This is a genomic window from Streptomyces graminofaciens (assembly GCF_030294945.1).
Classification (GTDB): Bacteria; Actinomycetota; Actinomycetes; order Streptomycetales; family Streptomycetaceae; genus Streptomyces; species Streptomyces graminofaciens.
Map to the genome: position 1 here is coordinate 7,868,710 of NZ_AP018448.1, position 19,907 is coordinate 7,888,616.

Sequence of the window (19,907 nt, forward strand, 5' to 3'; positions counted from 1 at the left end):
GGACGTGGGGGCGTCCGGCCCGTACTGCCACAATGGGCCCGTGACCCGCGCATCCCTGGACAAGCAGCCGCACGAAGTCGCTTCGATGTTCGACAACGTGGCGGAACGGTACGACCTGACCAACGACGTGCTGTCCCTCGGACAGGACCGGCGCTGGCGCAAGGAGGTCGCGAAGGCGGTGGACGCGCGCCCCGCGCAGAAGATCCTCGACCTCGCGGCCGGGACGGGCACCTCCTCACTGCCCTTCGTCCAGGCCGGCGCGTACGTCGTGCCCTGCGACTTCTCCCTCGGCATGCTCCGCGTCGGCAAGGAGCGCAACTCCTGGCTGCCGTTCACCGCGGGCGACGCGACACGGCTGCCGTTCAAGGACGACACGTTCGACGCGGTGACGATCTCCTTCGGCCTGCGCAATGTGCAGGACACGGACGCGGCGCTGCGCGAGATGTACCGGGTGACCAAGCCCGGCGGCCGGATCGTGATCAGCGAGTTCTCGCACCCGACATGGGCGCCGTTCCGGACCGTCTACACCGAGTACCTGATGCGGGCCCTGCCGCCGGTGGCCCGCGCGGTGTCGTCCAACCCCGAGGCGTACGTCTATCTGGCGGAGTCCATCCGGGCCTGGCCCGACCAGTCCGGTCTCGCCGACCGGCTGACCAAGGCGGGCTGGTCGAAGGTGGCGTGGCGCAACCTCACAGGGGGCGTCGTCGCGCTGCATCGAGGGTTCAAGGTTCACTCGTAAGGGGGATGCCCGTAAAGGGCGTCATATTGACGGGAACCGGTCAACAGAAAACATCGTCCGTTGAATACGTCCGAGTACGTCCGGGACGTGTCAGCACGTCCCCTCACGGCACGAGTTTTCTGGATGACGGAGCGTTCCCATGACGTCCTACTGCCCGCACTGCGGGACACCCGGTCCCGACGAGGCGCGTTTCTGCATGAAGTGCGGGCGGGAACGCGTACCGGCTGAGGCGAGCGGGGCGGAGACCGGTGCCGAGGCCGGTGCCGCTTCCGAAGCTGCCGTCGGCGCCGAGGTCGGCGCCGGGGCGCCTCCCGTTCCGCCCACCGCCCCGCCGCCACCGGCCCCGGCCGCGCCGCCCGCGGCCCCGCCCGGAGCTGTGCCGGCCCCGGCCGTACCGCCGACCGCGCCCGGAATGTTCCCCGCCGCTCCACCGGCGGCTCCGTACGGGGCACCGCCGTTCGCCCCACCGGGAACGCCCCCCGTCGCTCCGCCGGGAGCCCCGCCACTCGGCCCGCCTGCTCCTCCCGGCTACGCCCCCGTCCCCGCCCGCCCCTCACCCGTGGGCGCCTTCCTCGGCCGGGCCTTCCGGGGCGACTGGGCCGGATCCGCGCTGGCCGCGCTCTGGCCGATCGGGCTGCTGCTCGTGGCCGCCATCGCGCTGGCCATCCCGTCGTACGGCCAGGAGGACGAGGTCGCCGTCGGCTTCGGCGACCGGCTGGGCATCGCCCTCGCGGCCCTCCTCCAGGGCCTCGGCGGCGGCTTCGAGATCACGGAGGCCAACAGGGGCTACAGCGGCGGCGACCTCCGGACGGCCGAGGCCGCCTTCAACGTCACCCTCGTCCCGCTCACGGTCACGGTCCTGTTCATCGCCGCGCTCGTCATCGGCGTACGGCAGCTGCGTACGCGACTGGCGACACGCGGGGCGTACGGCATGGCCGGAGCCGGTGGCGGCGGAGCCTGGGGGACCCTTGGCGCCGGGGGCACCGGTGCGGGTGCGGGTGTCGGTGGCCGTACCGCCGGGCTCGAAGCGGCCCTGCGGGTCACCTTGCTGGTGACCGTCGCCGTCCTGCTGCTCGGCCTGTTCGCCCAGCCCACGGTCGTCCTCGTCGAGATCTCCACGTCACCGTGGCTCGCGGCGCTGGGCGCGCTGCTGGTCGCGGCCGTCGTCTCGGGCGCGCTGCTGCAACGCGACGACCTGGCCGCCTGGCTGGCCAGCCGCCCCGGCCCGCAGGCCCTGTTCCGGGCGACCGGCACGGCCGTACGCGCCATGGCGATCGTCGTCGCCCTCTGCTCGCTCGTCGCGTTCATCGTCGTCGCCCAGAGCGACGAGCTGAAGTCCGAGATGGACGGCGAGGTCTCCCCGCTCCTGGTCGCCTTGTTCCTGCTCCCGAACCTCGCGATCCATCTGCTCGGCCTCTCCTGGGGCGCGTCCGTCGAGGGCGAGGGCGGCCCCACGTCGTACCAGCGCGACGGCTCCTCGTACGGCGACGGCTCTTCGTACGGTGACGGTTCGTCGGACGACTACGGCTCTTCGGACGACTACGGGTTCGGCGACTCCAGCCCGTACGGCGCCTATGAGCACGAGTCGTTCGGGCTCTCCCAGCTCGGCGACGCCGTCAACTCCTGGGCGGTCGTGGGCGCGTTGGCGCTCGGTACGGTCTGTGCCCTGACCCTCGGTGTACTGGCGGCCCGCCGCTCGGCCGGGCGGGGCGAACAACTCCTGGCCGCCGGCGTGTTCTTCGGCCTCTTCCTCCTGCTGGCCGGCATCGGCGGATTCTCGATGGAGGCCTCCGGTTACGCCTCGGGCGACTTCGGCAGCGAACTGTCCGCGGCGGGCAAGGCCGACATCGGTCTCAACATCCCCGAGTCGATGCTCTTCGGCCTGCTCTGGATCTTCGCGGCGGCCTTCCTGGCGCCGTATCTGGTCCAGATGGTGGGTGGCCGCACGGGAGTGATCGCCCCACCGCTGCCGGCCATGCCGGGCGCCCTGGCGGGCCACTCGATCCCGCCCCAGGTTCCGTCGACGCCGGTACAGGCCACGTCGGTCCCGTCCCCGCACGAGATGCCGATGGTCGAACTCGGCCACCAGCTCCCGGCCGCACCGGCCCCCGAGCCCCGCAACAAGACCCTGATCTGGACGATCACGATCACGGCGGCGTTCGTGATCGGCGGAGGCGCGGCGGCGGCGATTCTGCTCCTGCAGAAGTAAGGGCACCTGTAACCGAAGAGGCGAACACCCGCGCCCCTGCTTCCGAGGGGCGCGGGGAGCTTCGCGAGCAACCAGAGGCAACCCGCGCAACCAGAGACAACCCGCGCCCGGACGACTGGCCGCCCCTGCGGCGGCGGCCTCAACGCCACCCCGTGCCGCTCGGCGTACCGCCCGTCAGAGCCCGAGCCGGAAGCAGTGCCCCTGCTGCTGCGAAACGGGTGTCGTGTAGGTCTCCGCCAGCTCCATCCCGAGCCGTCTGGTGACCGCGATGGAGCGCTCGTTACGGGCGTTGACCATGGCGACGACGCTGGTCACGCCCGCCGTCCGCACCCGCTCCAGGGTCTGCCGGGCGGCGGCCGTCACATATCCCTTGCCCCAGTGCTCGCGGCCGAGCCGCCACCCGATCTCGATCTCGCCGGCCGGGCCCCAGTCCCGGGGCCAGGGCTGGGCGCCCGTGAAGCCGATGACCCGGTCCTCCTCGTCGAGCATGCTCCACAGACAGAACCCGCGTTCGGCGTCATGACGACGCTGGCGTGCGGTGAGCTCCTCGTAGACGGACAGCTCGGCGGACCTGCCCCCGTGGAACTCCATGACGTCAGGGTCGTCGAAGATCCGGTGCCAGGCGATGGCGTCCTCGTCGGTGGGAACGCGCAGCCGTACATCGGGAAGGGGCCGTGCGTCGGGGAGAGCTTGGTTCACTGGGGCAGCCCTTCAGCCAAGTGATCGGTACCGCTGAATAGACTGCCCATGTCCGACGCCTGTCGGCACATGTTTTCTGGTCTTCCAGAGAACCATTCGCTTCGAACCTTCTACGCATTTGGGGAGAAACCGTCGTGACCGAGCCCCAGCCCCTTACCGAACACACCGCCGATGTGATCGTCGTCGGGGCCGGGCCAGCCGGTTCCACCACCGCGTACTACCTGGCGAAGGCCGGCCTCGACGTACTGCTCCTCGAGAAGACCAGCTTCCCGAGGGAGAAGGTCTGCGGCGACGGCCTCACCCCGCGCGCCACCAAGCAGCTCGTGTCGATGGGCATCGACATCTCCGAAGAGGCGGGCTGGCTGCGCAACAAGGGCCTGCGCATCATCGGCGGCGGCGTCCGCCTCCAGCTCGACTGGCCGGATCTCGCCTCCTACCCGGACTACGGACTCGTCCGCAAGCGCGACGACTTCGACGAGCAGCTCGCCCGCCAGGCCCAGAAGGCGGGCGCCCGGCTGCACGAGCGCTGCAACGTGGGCGCGCCCGTCATCGACGACCGCACGGGCCGTATCACCGGCGTCCACGCCAAGCTCGGCGACGAGAAGCGCGAAGTCACCTTCCACGCCCCGCTGGTGGTGGCCGCCGACGGCAACTCCACCCGCCTGTCGCTGGCGATGGGCCTGCACCGCCGCGAGGACCGCCCGATGGGCGTGGCCGTCCGGACGTACTTCACCTCTCCGCGCCATGACGACGACTACCTGGAGTCCTGGCTGGAGCTGTGGGACCGCCGCGGGCCGGGTGAGGACCGCCTCCTCCCCGGCTACGGCTGGATCTTCGGCATGGGCGACGGCACGAGCAACGTCGGCCTGGGCGTACTCAACACTTCCGCCGCCTTCAAGGAGCTGGACTGGCGCGAGGTTCTGAAGGCCTGGTGCGCGTCCATGCCCGAGGAGTGGGGCTACACCCCGGAGAACATGACGGGCCCGATCCGCGGCGCCGCCCTCCCCATGGCCTTCAACCGCCAGCCCCACTACACCAAGGGCCTGCTGCTCGTCGGCGACGCCGGCGGCCTCGTGAACCCCTTCAACGGCGAGGGCATCGCCTACGCCATGGAGTCCGGCCAGATCGCCGCCGACATCATCGTCCAGGCCCACGCCCGCGCCACCCCCGGCCAGCGCGAACTCGCCCTCCAGCGCTACCCGCAGGTCCTCAAGGACACCTACGGCGGCTACTACACGCTGGGCCGCGCCTTCGTGAAGCTCATCGGCAACCCCAAGATCATGAAGATCGCCGCCCAGCGCGGTCTCACCCACCCGCTGCTGATGAAGTTCACCCTGAAGCTCCTCGCCAACCTCACCGACCCGACGGGCGGCGACGCGATGGACCGCATCATCAACGGCCTGAGCAAGGTGGCACCCAAGGCGTGACGGGTGAACCCGCCGGGTGAGCCGGATGACCCGGTGAGCCCGGTGAGCCCGGTGAGCCCGGTGCAAGGGTGCTGTGGGCGATCGGGACGCTACCTTCCGTCCCGTCCCCACCTCCCCACCCGCCGACGCCCTCGTTTCAAGGGGCGCCCCGCCCGCGGCGGCCGCTCCCGTCCCCGCCGCGGGCAAACGTGTGGCCGTCCTCGGCGGCGGAGCCTCCGGCCTCAGCGCCGCGCACGAACTCGCCGAACGCGGCTACGCCGTCACCGTCCACGAGTAGGCAGCCGCCGAGTGCTGGGCCCAGCTCCGGGACGCGCTCAACGACTCCGGCGAGACGGGCTTCGGCGGCCCGACCCGCAGAACCGTGAACGGCTCCTCTTCCACTACGGGCGCGCTCTACGACCGCCCCACGGCCCGCACGGCCGTCCCGGACTTCTTCCTCGCGGGCGACTGCGTCCGCACGGACATGCCCCGTAGAGCCCCCGCATGGCCCTCGGCGCCCCTTCGAGGGCAGGCCTGAGGGCCGCTGCCCCCATCGGGGAAGCGGCCCTCCAGAAGGCCCGGAAAACGCCCGTGCGGGGCGTCCGCGCGTCAGAGCACGCGCACCGCACCCGACGCCGGGTAGCCGGAGAGGTCCTGGATGACGACGCCCTTGGAGGGGTTCGCCGCGTCGAGGTACTGGCCGTTACCGATGTAGACACCCACGTGGTACGCCGAGCCCTTCGAGCCCCAGTACAGGATGTCGCCGACCTGGATCTGGGACAGCGGGATGTCGGTGCCCTGCATCGACTGGTCCTGCGAGACCCGGGGGAGGTCCACGCCGACCTGCTTGAACGCGGCCTGGACCAGCGAGGAGCAGTCCCATGCGTTGGGGCCCGTGGCGCCCAGGACATAGGCGTCGCCGAGCTGCGACTTGAGGAAGCTGATGACGGTGGCGACGCTGCCGCTGGCGGGCGCGCTCGCCGTCGTCGAGGTGGAGGTGAGGGTGGTCCGCTCGTTGTTGCGCGAGGCGCGCTCCTCGGCCTTCCGCTCGGCCTCCTCGGCGGCCTTCTTGCGGGCCTCGGCCTGCTTCGCCTTGGCGAGGTCCTTCTCCGCCTGCTTGGCCGCGTCCTCGGCGGCGGCGTCCCGCTCGGCCTGCAGCTGGTAGTCGGCCGCCATCTGCTGGGTGGCGTCGGCGGACTGTGCTGCCTGCGTGGCCAGGTCGGCCGTCAGCGTGGGCAGTTCGAGCGTCTGCGTCGTCGCGTCGGCGGCGAACGCCGACGTTGCGCCGGCCACTGCCACGGTGCCGAGGACACCACTGGCAACGCCCGCACGCATCACGATCGACGACGTGTTGCGGCGGGGCTTCCGGTGGCTGCGTATGTGAGCGGTGTGGGACATGGGTACAAGCGGTACCAGGGGCTGCTCCATACCTTCAAGAAACGTGTCCTGTGCCACAGTTGTTCAATCAGCCCCCTGAAATCTCAGCGCGTCAGCCTTTATTGACGCCGTAACGGGCATTATGGACACGCCCTATCGGGCCCGTGATCAAGGGCTTTCGCAATTACGTCCGGATTGCCCCGCGCCTACCATCGAACGGGACGGGTGGCCAAGCCCGCTTGATTTGATCTCGTATCGGTGTGGCGCAGGTCACGGAACGGTCACCGGTGTGACCGCGCCTCGTGGGTATCCGCCCCGCCCCGCCCGCCCGCCGGAGCTCGTGAACGCGTGCACGCGTCCACATTCCACACCGGACCTCCCTCCGAGGTGTGAACGCGGCCCACTATCAAGCACCCTCGTCCAGCGCCAATTTGCATGCAGAGGAACTCTCTTGATATGGAGACGCCCCTTGCGACCTGCGGCGATGAATGAAAATGTCACTTCTGGTGATCACTCTGACGCTTCGTGTGTGAAGATCGCCGCTCATCCGACTTCATGATCCTTCGTCAGGTGGTGGAGATCACAAACTCGGTGCCGTACCCCGTGTCGCAGATCACAGACCGCCGGGCATAGGATGCACGGCAGTTGGGCTTGTGACCTGCTTCACATGTTCGCGATCTTCGCCTGGGACCGGCGGGGCTGGCGGGACAGATGAGGCAGGAGAGCCGGTCCATCAATCCGCCAGCAGTCAGTGCCGACTGAGAGGAGCGAGGAGCGGTGAACGCCTATGCGCCCATCCTCGTACTGGGAGCCCTCGGGGCAGGCTTTGCGATCTTCTCCGTGATCATGGCCACGCTGATCGGCCCGAAGCGCTACAACCGGGCCAAGCTCGAGGCCTACGAGTGCGGAATCGAGCCGACCCCCACGCCGGCCGGCGGCGGGCGCTTCCCCATCAAGTACTACCTGACGGCGATGCTCTTCATCGTCTTCGACATCGAGATCGTCTTCCTCTACCCCTGGGCCGTCACCTTCGACGCCCTGGGTGTTTTCGGGCTCGTGGAGATGCTGCTCTTCGTGCTCACCGTCTTCGTCGCCTACGCGTACGTCTGGCGGCGCGGCGGTCTGGAATGGGACTGAGGGGCCTTTAGCCATGGGACTCGAAGAAAAGCTGCCGAGCGGCTTCCTGCTGACCACCGTCGAGCAGGCCGCGGGCTGGGTGCGCAAAGCGTCCGTCTTCCCGGCCACCTTCGGCCTCGCCTGCTGCGCCATCGAGATGATGACGACGGGCGCGGGCCGCTACGACCTGGCGCGCTTCGGCATGGAGGTGTTCCGCGGCTCGCCGCGCCAGGCGGACCTGATGATCGTGGCCGGCCGGGTCAGCCAGAAGATGGCGCCGGTGCTGCGGCAGGTCTACGACCAGATGCCGAACCCCAAGTGGGTGATCTCCATGGGGGTCTGCGCCTCGTCGGGCGGCATGTTCAACAACTACGCGATCGTCCAGGGCGTCGACCACATCGTCCCGGTCGACATCTATCTCCCGGGCTGCCCGCCACGGCCCGAGATGCTGATGGACGCGATCCTCAAGCTCCACCAGAAGATCCAGACGTCCAAGCTCGGCGTGAACGCCGAGGAGGCGGCCCGCGAGGCGGAGGAGGCGGCGCTCAAGGCGCTCCCCACCATCGAGATGAAGGGGCTGCTGCGATGAGCGACAAGAACGGCGCCAACGACGCGAACGGGGTGAACCCCGAGAAGGACCTCGCCGCCTCCAACCTCCCGGGCCAGCGCGGCGACGGCGGCGAGGAGATCCGCGTCCAGCGCGGCATGTTCGGCGCCAACAACGGCGGCGACACCTCCGGCTACGGCGGCCTGGTCCGCTCCATCCGGCTCCCCGGCGCCACCGCCCGCCCCTACGGCGGCTGGTTCGACGAGGTCGCCGACGAGCTGGAGGGCGCCCTGGAGGAACAGGGCCTCGTCCCCGAGAACGTGATCGACAAGACGGTCGTCGACCGCGGCGAGCTCACCTTCCACATCGAGCGCGAGTACCTGCCGAGCGTCGCCCGGACCCTCCGCGACGACCCGGCCCTCCGCTTCGAACTGTGCACCGGCGTCTCCGGAGTCCACTACCCCGGCGACAAGGGCCGCGAGCTGCACGCCGTCTACCACCTGCGCTCGATCACCCACAACCGGCTGATCCGCCTGGAGGTCTCCGCCCCCGACGCCGACCCGCACATCCCGACGCTCGTCCCCGTCTACCCGACGAACGACTGGCACGAGCGCGAGACGTACGACTTCTTCGGCATCGTCTTCGACGGCCACCCCGCGCTGACACGGATCATGATGCCGGACGACTGGCAGGGCTTCCCGCAGCGCAAGGACTACCCCCTCGGCGGCATCCCCGTCGAATACAAGGGCGCCCAGATCCCGGCTCCGGACCAGCGGAGGTCGTACTCATGAGCACGCAGCACGCAACTCCGCGCGAGACCACCGAGGGCACCGTATATACGGTCACCGGCGGCGACTGGGACGAGGTCGCCGAGACCGCGGCGAGGTCCGACGACGAGCGCATCATCGTCAACATGGGCCCCCAGCACCCGTCGACGCACGGTGTGCTCCGGCTCATCCTGGAGATCGACGGCGAGACCGTCACCGAAGCCCGCTGCGGCATCGGCTACCTCCACACCGGCATCGAGAAGAACCTCGAATACCGCACGTGGACCCAGGGCACCACGTTCGTGACGCGCATGGACTACCTGACGCCGTTCTTCAACGAGACGGCGTACTGCCTCGCCGTGGAGAAGCTCCTCGGCATCGAGGACCAGATCCCGGACCGCGCCACGATCATCCGCGTGCTCCTCATGGAGCTGAACCGGCTCTCCTCCCACCTGGTGTGCATCGCCACCGGCGGCATGGAGCTGGGCGCCACCACGATCATGATCTACGGCTTCCGAGATCGTGAACTCATTCTCGACATCTACGAGCTGATCACCGGCCTGCGCATGAACCACGCGTACATCCGGCCCGGCGGACTCGCCCAGGACCTGCCGCCCGGCGCGGTGGACCAGATCCGCGAGTTCGTGAAGAAGATGCAGAAGAACCTGCCCGAGTACGACAAGCTCGCCACCGGGAACCCCATCTTCAAGGCCCGTATGCAGGACGTCGGCTATCTCGACCTGTCCGGCTGCATGGCCCTCGGCGCCACCGGCCCGATCCTGCGCTCCGCCGGCCTCCCGCACGACCTGCGCAAGGCCCAGCCGTACTGCGGCTACGAGACGTACGACTTCGACGTCCCGACCGCCGACACCTGCGACTCCTACGGCCGCTTCCTGGTTCGCCTCGAAGAGATGCGCCAGTCCCTGCGGATCGTCGAGCAGTGCCTGGACCGGCTGCAGCCCGGCCCGGTCATGGTCGCCGACAAGAAGATCGCCTGGCCCGCCCAGCTCGCCCTGGGACCCGACGGGCTCGGCAACTCCCTGGACCACATCAAGAAGATCATGGGCACCTCCATGGAGGCCCTGATCCACCACTTCAAGCTGGTGACCGAGGGCTTCCGCGTCCCGCCGGGACAGGCGTACGCGGCGGTCGAGTCACCCAAGGGCGAACTCGGGGTGCACGTCGTCTCCGACGGAGGCACCCGCCCCTTCCGGGTCCACTTCCGCGACCCGTCCTTCACCAATCTGCAGACCATGGCGGCGATGTGCGAGGGCGGCCAGGTCGCCGACGTCATCGTCGCCGTCGCGTCCATCGACCCCGTGATGGGAGGCGTCGACCGGTGACCACCACCCCCGAGGGCGTCAGCCTGGGCATGCCCCAGCTGCCCGCGCCCGACTACCCGGACGACGTTCGAGCCCGGCTGGAGCGGGACGCCGCCGAGGTCGTCGCCCGCTACCCGGACTCCCGTTCCGCCCTTCTGCCGTTGCTGCATCTCGTGCAGTCGGAGGAGGGCCATGTCACCCGCACCGGCATGCGGTTCTGCGCCGAGGTGCTCGGTCTGACCACGGCCGAGGTCACCGCCGTCGCCACCTTCTACACCATGTACCGGCGGGGGCCCTCCGGTGACTATCAGGTGGGTGTCTGCACCAACACCCTGTGCGCGGTGATGGGCGGCGACGCGATCTTCGAGGCGCTGCAGGACCACCTGGGCGTCGGCAACGGCGGGACCACCGACGACGGCAAGGTCACCCTGGAGCACATCGAGTGCAACGCGGCCTGCGACTTCGCCCCGGTCGTGATGGTCAACTGGGAGTTCTTCGACAACCAGACCGTGGACAGCGCCAAGCGCCTCGTCGACGACCTGCGCACGGGAGCACAGGTCGAACCGACGCGCGGCGCTCCGTTGTGCACGTTCAAGGAGACCGCGCGGATTCTCGCCGGCTTCCCCGACGAGCGGCCAGGGGCCGTCGAGGCGACCGGCGGTGCGGGACCCGCCTCGCTGGTGGGCCTCCGCCTGGCAAGGGGAGAGGCCGCATCCGCGCGCGTGGTCCATCCGCGGGACGGCGGCCCGCACGACGCGCCGCAGGACAGGGTGCACGAGCCGTCACCCACCGAACACCTCAGCTCGCACGACGCGCCGCAGGAGACATCGGCATCCGACCCCGCGCACCCGGCAGGGCCTACCGCCGAGGAGGGGGAGTGATGACATTGGCACCCGAGATCAAGGGCACCAGCCCCGAGAAGCTGCTCGCACCCGTGCTGTCGGCCTTCTGGGACGAGGACAGGTCGTGGACGCTGGACGTCTACCGAAGGCACGAGGGCTACGAGGGACTTCGCAAGGCGCTCGCCATGTCCCCGGACGAAGTCATCGCGTACGTCAAGGAATCCGGACTGCGTGGTCGCGGCGGCGCGGGATTCCCCACCGGAATGAAATGGCAGTTCATTCCCCAGGGTGATGGAAAACCACACTATCTAGTTGTCAACGCCGACGAGTCGGAACCCGGAACGTGCAAGGACATTCCGCTCCTCTTCGCGAACCCGCATAGCCTCATCGAGGGCATGGTCATCGCGTGTTATGCCATCAGGTCTTCGCATGCCTTCATCTATCTGCGTGGTGAAGTCGTTCCCGTGTTGCGGCGGTTGCACGAGGCCGTACGTGAGGCCTACGCGGCGGGCTTCCTGGGCGAGAACATCCTGGGCAGCGGACTCGACCTGGACCTCACCGTGCACGCGGGCGCGGGCGCGTACATCTGCGGTGAGGAGACCGCACTGCTCGACTCGCTCGAAGGCCGCCGTGGACAACCGCGGCTTCGTCCCCCCTTCCCTGCTGTCGAGGGCCTCTACGCGTGCCCGACTGTCGTGAATAACGTCGAGTCGATCGCGTCGGTTCCCGCCATCATGCAAAAGGGCAAGGAATGGTTCAGGTCGATGGGCAGCGAGAAGTCCCCCGGCTTCACGCTCTATTCGCTCAGCGGCCATGTCGCCAGTCCCGGCCAGTACGAGGCCCCGCTCGGCATCACCCTCCGCCAGCTCCTGGAGATGAGCGGCGGCATGCGACCCGGGCATCGCCTCAAGTTCTGGACGCCGGGCGGCTCCTCGACCCCGATGTTCACCGACGAGCACCTCGACGTCCCTCTTGACTACGAAGGAGTGGGTGCCGCAGGTTCCATGCTCGGCACAAAAGCCCTCCAGTGCTTCGACGAGACCACCTGCGTCGTCCGTGCCGTCACCCGCTGGACCGAGTTCTACGCCCACGAGTCCTGCGGCAAGTGCACACCCTGCCGCGAAGGCACCTACTGGCTCGTGCAGTTGCTGCGTGACATCGAGGCCGGCAAGGGCGTCATGAGCGACCTCGACAAGCTCAACGACATCGCCGACAACATCAACGGCAAGTCCTTCTGCGCCCTCGGCGACGGCGCCGCCTCGCCGATCTTCTCCTCCCTCAAGTACTTCCGCGCGGAGTACGAGGACCACATCACGGGCCGGGGCTGCCCCTTCGACCCCGCCAAGTCGACCGCCTGGGCCGACAAGGACAAGCACGCGGAGGTGAACGCATGACCGTGACCACCAGCGCTCCCTCCGGAGGCGGGGAGGCGGCGGTCCCGCCGGAGGATCTCGTCTCGCTGACGATCGACGGCGCCGAGATCAGCGTGCCCAAGGGCACCCTGGTCATCCGGGCCGCCGAACAACTCGGCATCGAGATCCCCCGCTTCTGCGACCACCCCCTGCTCGACCCGGCCGGCGCCTGCCGCCAGTGCATCGTCGAGGTCGAGGGCCAGCGCAAGCCCATGGCGTCCTGCACGATCACCTGTACGGACGGGATGGTCGTCAAGACTCATCTCACCTCCCCGGTCGCCGAGAAGGCCCAGAAGGGTGTGATGGAGCTTCTGCTCATCAACCACCCGCTGGACTGCCCCGTCTGCGACAAGGGCGGCGAGTGCCCCCTGCAGAACCAGGCCATGTCGCACGGCCACAGCGAGTCCCGCTTCGAGGGCAGGAAGCGCACCTACGAGAAGCCCGTACCGATCTCCACACAGGTGCTGCTCGACCGCGAGCGGTGCGTGCTGTGCGCCCGCTGCACCCGGTTCTCCAACCAGGTCGCGGGCGACCCCATGATCGAGCTGATCGAGCGGGGCGCGCTCCAGCAGGTCGGCACCGGCGACGGCGACCCCTTCGAGTCGTACTTCTCCGGCAACACCATCCAGATCTGCCCGGTCGGCGCGCTGACCTCGGCGGCGTACCGATTCCGCTCCCGCCCCTTCGACCTTGTCTCCTCGCCCTCCGTGTGCGAGCACTGCTCCGGCGGCTGCGCCACCCGCACCGACCACCGGCGCGGCAAGGTCATGCGGCGGCTCGCCGCCAACGACCCCGAGGTCAACGAGGAGTGGATGTGCGACAAGGGACGGTTCGGGTTCCGGTACGCGCAGCTGCGGGACCGGGTGACGACACCGCTCGTACGGGGTGAGTCCGGCGAACTCGAGCCCGCCTCCTGGCCGGAGGCCCTGGAGGCCGCCGCTCAGGGGCTGCTCGCCGCGCGCGGCCGCACCGGTGTCCTGACCGGCGGCCGGCTCACCGTCGAGGACGCCTACGCGTACAGCAAGTTCGCGCGCGTGGCGCTCGACACGAACGACATCGACTTCCGCGCGCGCGTGCACAGCGGCGAGGAGGCCGACTTCCTGGCGGCGCGGGTCGCCGGACACGGCCGTGACCTCGACGGTACGGGCGTCACGTACGCCTCCCTGGAGAAGGCGCCCGTGGTCCTGCTGGTCGGCTTCGAGGCCGAGGAGGAGGCGCCCGGCGTCTTCCTGAGGCTGCGCAAGGCCTGGCGAGGCCACGGCCAGAAGGTGTTCGCCCTGGCCACGCACGCCACCCGGGGCCTTCAGAAGGCCGGTGGCACGCTGCTGCCCGCCGCACCCGGCACCGAGACCGAGTGGCTGGACGCCCTCGCGAGCGGGTTCGGACTGGAGGAGGACGGCACCAAGGCCTCCGAGGGGCTGCGCACCGAGGGCGCGGTGATCGTCGTCGGAGAGCGGCTCGCGGCCGTGGCGGGCGGGCTCACCGCCGCCGTACGGGCCGCGGCCATGACCGGCGCCCGACTGGCGTGGATCCCGCGCCGGGCCGGGGAGCGCGGCGCGATCGAGGCGGGCGCGCTGCCGACGCTGCTGCCGGGCGGGCGCCCGGCGACCGACCCACGCGCGCGTGAGGAGGTCGCCGTCGCCTGGGGTGTCGCCGAACTCCCGCACCGCTACGGCCGGGACACCGGTCAGATCGTCGAGGCCGCCGCCACCGGAGAGCTCGGGGCCCTGGTGGTGGCAGGCGTGGAGATCGCCGACCTTCCCGAACCGGCACGCGCGCGTGAGGCACTCCGCGCGGTCGGCTTCCTGGTGTCGCTGGAACAGCGGCCCAGCGAGGTCACCGAGCACGCGGACGTCGTCCTCCCGGTCGCCGCCGTCGCCGAGAAAGCCGGCACCTTCGTCAACTGGGAAGGCCGCGTACGGCTGTTCGAGGCCGCGCTGAAGCCCGACCAGATGACGCGCCGCCTGGCACCCGCCGACCAGCGAGTCCTGCACATGCTGGCCGACGCCATGGACGTCCACCTGGGCCTGCCGGACCTGCGCACCGCCCGCGCGGAGCTGGACCGGCTCGGCGCCTGGGACGGGGCGCGCGCCACCGACCCGCTGGAGATCGCGGCCCAGCCGCCGCGGCCGGCCGCCGGAGAGGCCGTACTGGCCGGACACCGGCTGCTGCTCGACCAGGGCCGCCTCCAGGAGGGCGACGAGGCGCTCGCCGGCACCCGGCACGCCGCACGCGCGCGCTTGTCCGCTGCCACGGCCGACGAGGCGGGCGTCAAGGACGGCGACCTGCTCGCGGTGAACGGGCCCTCCGGGACCGTCGAACTTCCCCTGCAGATCACCGAGATGCCCGACCGCGTGGTCTGGCTGCCGCTGAACTCCACCGGTTCGGGCGTCGCCTCCGACACCGGGGCGGTGCCCGGCGCACTCGTCCGTATCGGCCCCGCGACACTCGCCGCCGAGGCCCCCGAGGAGGTGGAGGCATGAGCCCGTACCTCGCCGCAGAAGACCTCTCGATGTTCGGCCACGACCCCTGGTGGCTGGTCGTCATCAAGGCCGTCTTCTGCTTCGCCTTCCTGATGTTGACCGTGCTGTTCTCCATCGTGTGGGAACGCAAGGTCGTCGCCTGGATGCAGTTGCGCATCGGCCCCAACCGGCACGGCCCCTGGGGCATGCTCCAGTCGCTCGCCGACGGCATCAAGCTGATGCTCAAGGAAGACCTCATCGTCAAACGCGCGGACAAGGTCGTCTACGTCCTCGCACCGATCGTCGCGGCCATCCCGGCCTTCATGGCGATCGCGGTGATCCCCTTCGGCCCGGCCGGCAACGAGATCTCGATCTTCGGCCAGCGCACCACGATGCAGCTCACCGACCTGCCGATCGCGATGCTCTACATCCTCGCGGTCGCCTCGGTCGGCATCTACGGCATCGTCCTGGCGGGTTGGAGTTCCGGGTCCACCTACCCGCTGCTCGGCGGCCTGCGCTCCTGCGCGCAGATGATCTCGTACGAGATCGCCATGGGCGCGGCCTTCGCCTCGGTCTTCCTCTACTCCGGATCGATGTCGACGTCGGCGATCGTCGAGGCGCAACAGGACCGCTGGTACATCGTGCTGCTGCCGGTCTCCTTCGTCATCTACATCATCACGATGGTCGGCGAGACCAACCGCGCCCCCTTCGACATGCCGGAGTCCGAGGGCGACCTGGTCGGCGGCTTCAACACCGAGTACTCGTCGATCAAGTTCGCGATGTTCATGCTCGCCGAGTACGTCAACATGGTGACCGTCTCGGCCGTGTCGGTGACCCTCTTCCTCGGCGGCTGGCGGGCCCCCTGGCCCATCAGCACCTTCTGGGAGGGCGCCAACCACGGCTGGTGGCCGATGCTCTGGTTCGTGGTGAAGGTGCAGCTGCTGCTGTTCTTCTTCATCTGGCTGCGCGGCACACTCCCGCGCGTCCGTTACGACCAGCTGATGAAGCTCGGCTGGAAGGTCCTCATCCCGGTCTCCGTGGTCTGGCTGATGCTCGTCGCGACCGTACGGACCCTCCGCAACGAGAACTACGACTTCACCGACATCGCCCTGTACGTCGGCGGAGCCGTCCTCATCCTGCTGTTGCTCTCGTTCGTCGCGGACATGTTCCGTGACCGGCGCGAGGCCCAGGACAAGCCCGCGGAACCGGCCGCCTTCGACCCGATGGCCGGTGGATTCCCCGTACCGCCCCTGCCCGGACAGACCCTCCCACCGGTGCCGCGCAGGCGTCCGCGCCGCGAGCGGGAGTTGATTGTCAGTGGTGGGTCCGATACTGACAGTGACGGATCTTCGAATGGGAAGGAGGCGTCCGATGGCTGAGGAGCCGAAGGAGACCAAGCCCGGTTTCCAGAACCCCGTCGCCGGCTTCGGCGTGACCTTCAAGGCCATGTTCAAGAAGCGGCTGACCGAGCAGTATCCGGAGCAGCAGAAGACCACCGCCCCGCGCTTCCACGGCCGGCACCAGCTCAACCGCCATCCGGACGGCCTGGAGAAGTGCGTCGGCTGCGAGCTGTGCGCCTGGGCCTGCCCCGCCGACGCGATCTACGTGGAGGGCGCGGACAACACGGACGAGGAGCGCTACTCCCCGGGCGAGCGCTACGGCCGCGTCTACCAGATCAACTACGCCCGCTGCATCCTGTGCGGCCTGTGCATCGAGGCGTGCCCCACGCGCGCGCTCACGATGACGAACGAGTTCGAGCTGGCGGACAGCAGCCGCGCCAACCTCATCTACACCAAGGAGCAACTGCTCGCCGGTCTGGAGGAGGGGATGGTCGACTCACCCCACTCGATCTTCCCGGGCACCGACGAGCAGGACTACTACCGGGGGCTGGTCACCGAGGCCGCGCCCGGCACGGTCCGCCAAGTGGCCACATCCAAGGGCGAGAAGCCCGAAGAAGAGGGGGTGGGCGCATGAGCGCGCAGATCGCCGCCTACACCACCTCCACCGGTGAGGCCTTCCAGTTCTGGGTCCTCGGCACGGTCGCGGTGATCGGCGCCCTGTGCACCGTCTTCATGAAGAAGGCCGTGCACAGCGCCCTCTGCCTCGCCGGGACCATGATCATCCTCGCGGTGTTCTACCTGGCCAACGGCGCCTACTTCCTGGGCATCGTGCAGATCGTCGTCTACACCGGCGCGATCATGATGCTGTTCCTGTTCGTGGTGATGCTCGTCGGCGTCACGGCCGCGGACTCGCTGAAGGAGACCATCAAGGGCCAGCGCTGGCTGGCCCTCCTGTGCGGCCTCGGCTTCGGCATCCTGCTGATCGCGGGCATCGGCAACGCCTCGCTGAAGGAGTTCACCGGCCTCGGCCAGGCGAACACCGGCGGCAACGTGGAGGGCCTCGCCGCCCTGATCTTCACGGACTACGTCTACGCCTTCGAGCTCACCGGCGCCCTGCTCATCACGGCCGCCGTCGGCGCCATGGTGCTCACCCACCGCGAGCGCACCGAGCGCGCCAAGACCCAGCGCGAGCTGGCCGAAGAGCGCGTACGCGAGGGCAAGCACCTCCCGCCGCTCCCGGCCCCCGGTGTGTACGCGCGGCACAACGCGGTCGACATCGCGGGCCTGCTGCCCGACGGCACCCCGTCCGAGCTGACCGTCAGCAAGACGCTGCGGGACCGCGGCCAGGTCCGCGATGTGTCCGCGCAGGCGATCAGCGACCTCAAGGCCCTGGAGCAGCGCGCCGAGGACCGTCTGGAGCGCAGCAACAGCGGCAAGAGCGGGGAGGGATCGAAGTGAACCCCGTCAACTACCTGTACCTCGCCTCCCTGTTGTTCACGATCGGCGCCACCGGCGTACTGATCAGGCGGAACGCGATCGTGGTGTTCATGTGCGTCGAGCTGATGCTCAACGCCTGCAACCTCGCCCTCGTCGCCTTCTCCCGGATGCACGGCAATCTCGACGGACAGATCATCGCCTTCTTCACGATGGTCGTCGCCGCCGCGGAGGTCGTGGTCGGACTCGCGATCATCGTGTCGCTGTTCCGCTCCCGCCACTCGGCCTCGGTCGACGACGCCAGCCTGATGAAGCTGTAAGGGGTCGGAAGAATCGTGGAGAACCTGATTGCGCTGCTGGTGGCGGCGCCCCTGCTCGGAGCGGCCGTCCTGCTGTGCGGCGGCCGGCGCCTGGACGCCGTCGGCCACCTCATCGGCACGGCCCTCGCCGCCGTCTCCTTCGTCATCGGCGTCGTCCTCTTCGTCGACATGCTCGGCAAGGACGCCGAACACCGCGAGATCGGCCAGTACCTGTACAGCTGGATCCCCGTCGAGGGCTTCCAGGCGGACGTCGCCTTCCAGCTCGACCAGCTGTCGATGACGTTCGTCCTGCTGATCACCGGAGTCGGCTCGCTCATCCACCTGTACTCCATCGGGTACATGGAGCACGACGAGCGCCGACGCCGCTTCTTCGGCTACCTGAACCTGTTCCTCGCGGCGATGCTGCTCCTCGTCCTCGCCGACAACTACCTGCTGCTGTACGTCGGCTGGGAGGGCGTCGGCCTCGCCTCGTACCTGCTGATCGGCTTCTGGCAGCACAAGCCCAGCGCCGCCACCGCCGCGAAGAAGGCCTTCCTGGTCAACCGCGTCGGCGACATTGGCCTGTCCATCGCCATCATGCTGATGTTCACCACCTTCGGGACCTTCACCTTCGGGCCGGTCCTGGAGTCCACCGGCGAGACCAGTGAAGGCAAGCTCACCGCCATCGCCCTGATGCTGCTGCTCGCCGCCTGCGGCAAGTCCGCCCAGGTGCCGCTGCAGTCCTGGCTCGGGGACGCGATGGAGGGCCCGACCCCGGTCTCGGCCCTCATCCACGCCGCGACCATGGTGACCGCGGGCGTCTATCTGATCGTCCGCTCCGGGGAGATCTTCAACGGCGCCCCGGACGCGCAGCTGGCCACCGCCGTGGTCGGCGCGGTCACGCTCCTCTTCGGTGCGATCGTCGGTTGCGCGAAGGACGACATCAAGAAGGCCCTCGCCGGGTCGACGATGTCCCAGATCGGCTACATGATCCTCGCCGCGGGCCTCGGCCCGATCGGCTATGTCTTCGCGATCATGCACCTGGTGACGCACGGCTTCTTCAAGGCCGGGCTGTTCCTCGGCGCCGGCTCGGTCATGCACGGCATGAACGACGAGGTCGACATGCGCAAGTACGGCGGTCTCCGTACGTACATGCCGATCACGTTCGCCACCTTCGGCCTCGGCTACCTCGCGATCATCGGCTTCCCGGGCCTGTCCGGCTTCTTCTCCAAGGACAAGATCATCGAGGCGGCCTTCGCCAAGGGCGGCACCGAGGGCTGGATCCTCGGCGGCGTCGCCCTCCTCGGCGCCGCCATCACCGCCTACTACATGACACGCGTGATGCTGATGACCTTCTTCGGCGAGAAGCGCTGGCAGCCGGACGAACAGGGACACGAGCCGCACCCGCACGAGTCGCCCAGGTCCATGACGATCCCCATGATCGTGCTGGCGTTCGGCTCGGTGTTCGCGGGAGCGTTCTTCAGCATCGGCGACCGGTTCCTGCACTGGCTGGAGCCCGTCACCGAACACGCGCACGGCAACCCGCCGGTCAGCGCCATGACGGTCACCCTCTCCACGATGGTCGTCCTCGTCATCGGCGCCGGCATCGCCTACGTCCAGTACGGGCGCCGTCCCGTCCCCGTCGTCGCCCCGCGCGGGTCGCTGCTCACCCGGGCCGCCCGGCGCGACCTGCTCCAGGACGACTTCAACCACATCGTGCTCGTACGCGGTGGAGAGCACCTCACGCGCTCCCTGGTGTACGTCGACCACACCCTGGTCGACGGCGTCGTCAACGGCACGGCGGCCTCGATGGGCGGCCTCTCCGGGCGCCTGCGCCGCATCCAGAACGGCTATGCCCGGTCGTACGCGGTCTCGATGTTCGGCGGCGCTGCGATCCTCATCGCCGCGACCCTGCTGATGAGGGCGGTCTGATACC

The 19,907-nt window shown here is 69.2% G+C and carries 18 protein-coding genes; 16 read left to right on the forward strand and 2 right to left on the reverse strand.

The genetic code is table 11. The features are described from left to right. Nucleotides 1-40: 40 nt before the first annotated feature. Nucleotides 41-739 (forward strand): demethylmenaquinone methyltransferase, encoded by a 699-nt coding sequence (locus SGFS_RS34555; protein ID WP_286256109.1) that lies wholly within the window; start codon nt 41-43, stop codon nt 737-739. Nucleotides 740-878: 139 nt separating this feature from the next. Then, nucleotides 879-2,948 carry a zinc ribbon domain-containing protein gene (locus SGFS_RS34560; RefSeq protein ID WP_286256110.1) on the forward strand — a complete coding sequence of 690 codons (2,070 nt, stop codon included), beginning with the start codon at nt 879-881 and terminating at the stop codon, nt 2,946-2,948. 174 nt (nt 2,949-3,122) lie between these two features. On the opposite strand, the gene SGFS_RS34565 is transcribed toward SGFS_RS34560, so the two are convergent. Further along, on the reverse strand, nt 3,123-3,647 hold the full coding sequence (locus SGFS_RS34565; RefSeq protein ID WP_286256111.1) for a GNAT family N-acetyltransferase: 525 nt from the start codon (nt 3,645-3,647) through the stop codon (nt 3,123-3,125). A gap of 134 nt (nt 3,648-3,781) precedes the next feature. Here SGFS_RS34565 and SGFS_RS34570 point away from each other — a divergent pair, with 134 nt between their 5' ends. Together SGFS_RS34570 and SGFS_RS51880 are read left to right on the forward strand one after the other, a co-directional pair. Further along, nucleotides 3,782-5,074, forward strand: coding sequence for a geranylgeranyl reductase family protein (locus SGFS_RS34570; RefSeq protein ID WP_286256112.1), 1,293 nt, complete (start codon nt 3,782-3,784; stop codon nt 5,072-5,074). A 73-nt stretch (nt 5,075-5,147) separates the two neighbouring features. After that, a complete protein-coding gene (locus SGFS_RS51880) occupies nt 5,148-5,351 on the forward strand; it encodes an FAD-dependent oxidoreductase (protein WP_434028102.1) in 204 nt (67 codons plus the stop codon). A gap of 311 nt (nt 5,352-5,662) precedes the next feature. Here SGFS_RS51880 and SGFS_RS34580 read toward each other — a convergent pair whose 3' ends face one another. Next, a complete protein-coding gene (locus tag SGFS_RS34580) occupies nt 5,663-6,481 on the reverse strand; it encodes a C40 family peptidase (RefSeq protein WP_286256113.1) in 819 nt (272 codons plus the stop codon). Between the two features lie 726 nt (nt 6,482-7,207). On the opposite strand from SGFS_RS34580, the gene SGFS_RS34585 reads away from it, so the two are divergent. The 12 genes from SGFS_RS34585 to nuoL are packed head-to-tail and all read left to right on the forward strand — an operon-like array spanning nt 7,208 to nt 19,903. Beyond that, nucleotides 7,208-7,567 carry an NADH-quinone oxidoreductase subunit A gene (locus SGFS_RS34585; RefSeq protein ID WP_009310323.1) on the forward strand — a complete coding sequence of 120 codons (360 nt, stop codon included), beginning with the start codon at nt 7,208-7,210 and terminating at the stop codon, nt 7,565-7,567. A 13-nt stretch (nt 7,568-7,580) separates the two neighbouring features. Continuing rightward, on the forward strand, nt 7,581-8,135 hold the full coding sequence (locus SGFS_RS34590) for a NuoB/complex I 20 kDa subunit family protein (RefSeq protein WP_003998928.1): 555 nt from the start codon (nt 7,581-7,583) through the stop codon (nt 8,133-8,135). Next, nucleotides 8,132-8,884: an NADH-quinone oxidoreductase subunit C gene (locus tag SGFS_RS34595; protein ID WP_286256114.1), complete on the forward strand. Its 753-nt coding sequence runs from the start codon at nt 8,132-8,134 to the stop codon at nt 8,882-8,884. Before SGFS_RS34590 ends, SGFS_RS34595 begins: the two co-directional genes overlap by 4 nt. Then, entirely contained in the window at nt 8,881-10,203 is a 1,323-nt protein-coding gene (locus SGFS_RS34600; protein ID WP_286256115.1) for an NADH-quinone oxidoreductase subunit D, read from the forward strand. The genes SGFS_RS34595 and SGFS_RS34600 overlap by 4 nt, the downstream gene beginning before the upstream one ends. A gap of 29 nt (nt 10,204-10,232) precedes the next feature. Then, on the forward strand, nt 10,233-11,063 hold the full coding sequence (nuoE, locus tag SGFS_RS34605; protein WP_286260219.1) for an NADH-quinone oxidoreductase subunit NuoE: 831 nt from the start codon (nt 10,233-10,235) through the stop codon (nt 11,061-11,063). Next, complete coding sequence (nuoF, locus tag SGFS_RS34610) at nt 11,060-12,418, forward strand: NADH-quinone oxidoreductase subunit NuoF (protein ID WP_286256116.1); 1,359 nt, start codon at nt 11,060-11,062, stop codon at nt 12,416-12,418. The genes nuoE and nuoF overlap by 4 nt, the downstream gene beginning before the upstream one ends. After that, nucleotides 12,415-14,919, forward strand: a complete 2,505-nt coding sequence (locus tag SGFS_RS34615) for an NADH-quinone oxidoreductase subunit G (protein ID WP_286256117.1) — start codon at nt 12,415-12,417, stop codon at nt 14,917-14,919. The genes nuoF and SGFS_RS34615 overlap by 4 nt, the downstream gene beginning before the upstream one ends. Beyond that, on the forward strand, nt 14,916-16,277 hold the full coding sequence (nuoH, locus tag SGFS_RS34620; RefSeq protein ID WP_286256118.1) for an NADH-quinone oxidoreductase subunit NuoH: 1,362 nt from the start codon (nt 14,916-14,918) through the stop codon (nt 16,275-16,277). The genes SGFS_RS34615 and nuoH overlap by 4 nt, the downstream gene beginning before the upstream one ends. Beyond that, complete coding sequence (gene nuoI / locus SGFS_RS34625) at nt 16,270-16,872, forward strand: NADH-quinone oxidoreductase subunit NuoI (RefSeq protein ID WP_286256119.1); 603 nt, start codon at nt 16,270-16,272, stop codon at nt 16,870-16,872. Before nuoH ends, nuoI begins: the two co-directional genes overlap by 8 nt. Further along, entirely contained in the window at nt 16,869-17,696 is an 828-nt protein-coding gene (locus SGFS_RS34630) for an NADH-quinone oxidoreductase subunit J (protein WP_286256120.1), read from the forward strand. The genes nuoI and SGFS_RS34630 overlap by 4 nt, the downstream gene beginning before the upstream one ends. Further along, on the forward strand, nt 17,693-17,992 hold the full coding sequence (nuoK, locus tag SGFS_RS34635) for an NADH-quinone oxidoreductase subunit NuoK (protein ID WP_200300650.1): 300 nt from the start codon (nt 17,693-17,695) through the stop codon (nt 17,990-17,992). The genes SGFS_RS34630 and nuoK overlap by 4 nt, the downstream gene beginning before the upstream one ends. Before the next feature lie 15 nt (nt 17,993-18,007). After that, entirely contained in the window at nt 18,008-19,903 is a 1,896-nt protein-coding gene (gene nuoL / locus SGFS_RS34640; RefSeq protein WP_286256121.1) for an NADH-quinone oxidoreductase subunit L, read from the forward strand. The last annotated feature ends 4 nt before the right edge of the window (nt 19,904-19,907 follow it).

What these genes read in the sequence shown, in the direction of transcription:
- SGFS_RS34580 (WP_286256113.1), bottom strand. Translation starts at nt 6,481, where the DNA reads ATGGAGCAGCCCCTGGTACCGCTTGTACCCATGTCCCACACCGCTCAC.
- SGFS_RS34600 (WP_286256115.1), top strand. Translation starts at nt 8,881, where the DNA reads ATGAGCACGCAGCACGCAACTCCGCGCGAGACCACCGAGGGCACCGTA.
- SGFS_RS34560 (WP_286256110.1), top strand. Translation starts at nt 879, where the DNA reads ATGACGTCCTACTGCCCGCACTGCGGGACACCCGGTCCCGACGAGGCG.
- SGFS_RS34630 (WP_286256120.1), top strand. Translation starts at nt 16,869, where the DNA reads ATGAGCGCGCAGATCGCCGCCTACACCACCTCCACCGGTGAGGCCTTC.
- SGFS_RS34590 (WP_003998928.1), top strand. Translation starts at nt 7,581, where the DNA reads ATGGGACTCGAAGAAAAGCTGCCGAGCGGCTTCCTGCTGACCACCGTC.
- nuoI (WP_286256119.1), top strand. Translation starts at nt 16,270, where the DNA reads ATGGCTGAGGAGCCGAAGGAGACCAAGCCCGGTTTCCAGAACCCCGTC.
- nuoE (WP_286260219.1), top strand. Translation starts at nt 10,233, where the DNA reads ATGCCCCAGCTGCCCGCGCCCGACTACCCGGACGACGTTCGAGCCCGG.
- SGFS_RS34595 (WP_286256114.1), top strand. Translation starts at nt 8,132, where the DNA reads ATGAGCGACAAGAACGGCGCCAACGACGCGAACGGGGTGAACCCCGAG.
- SGFS_RS34615 (WP_286256117.1), top strand. Translation starts at nt 12,415, where the DNA reads ATGACCGTGACCACCAGCGCTCCCTCCGGAGGCGGGGAGGCGGCGGTC.
- nuoH (WP_286256118.1), top strand. Translation starts at nt 14,916, where the DNA reads ATGAGCCCGTACCTCGCCGCAGAAGACCTCTCGATGTTCGGCCACGAC.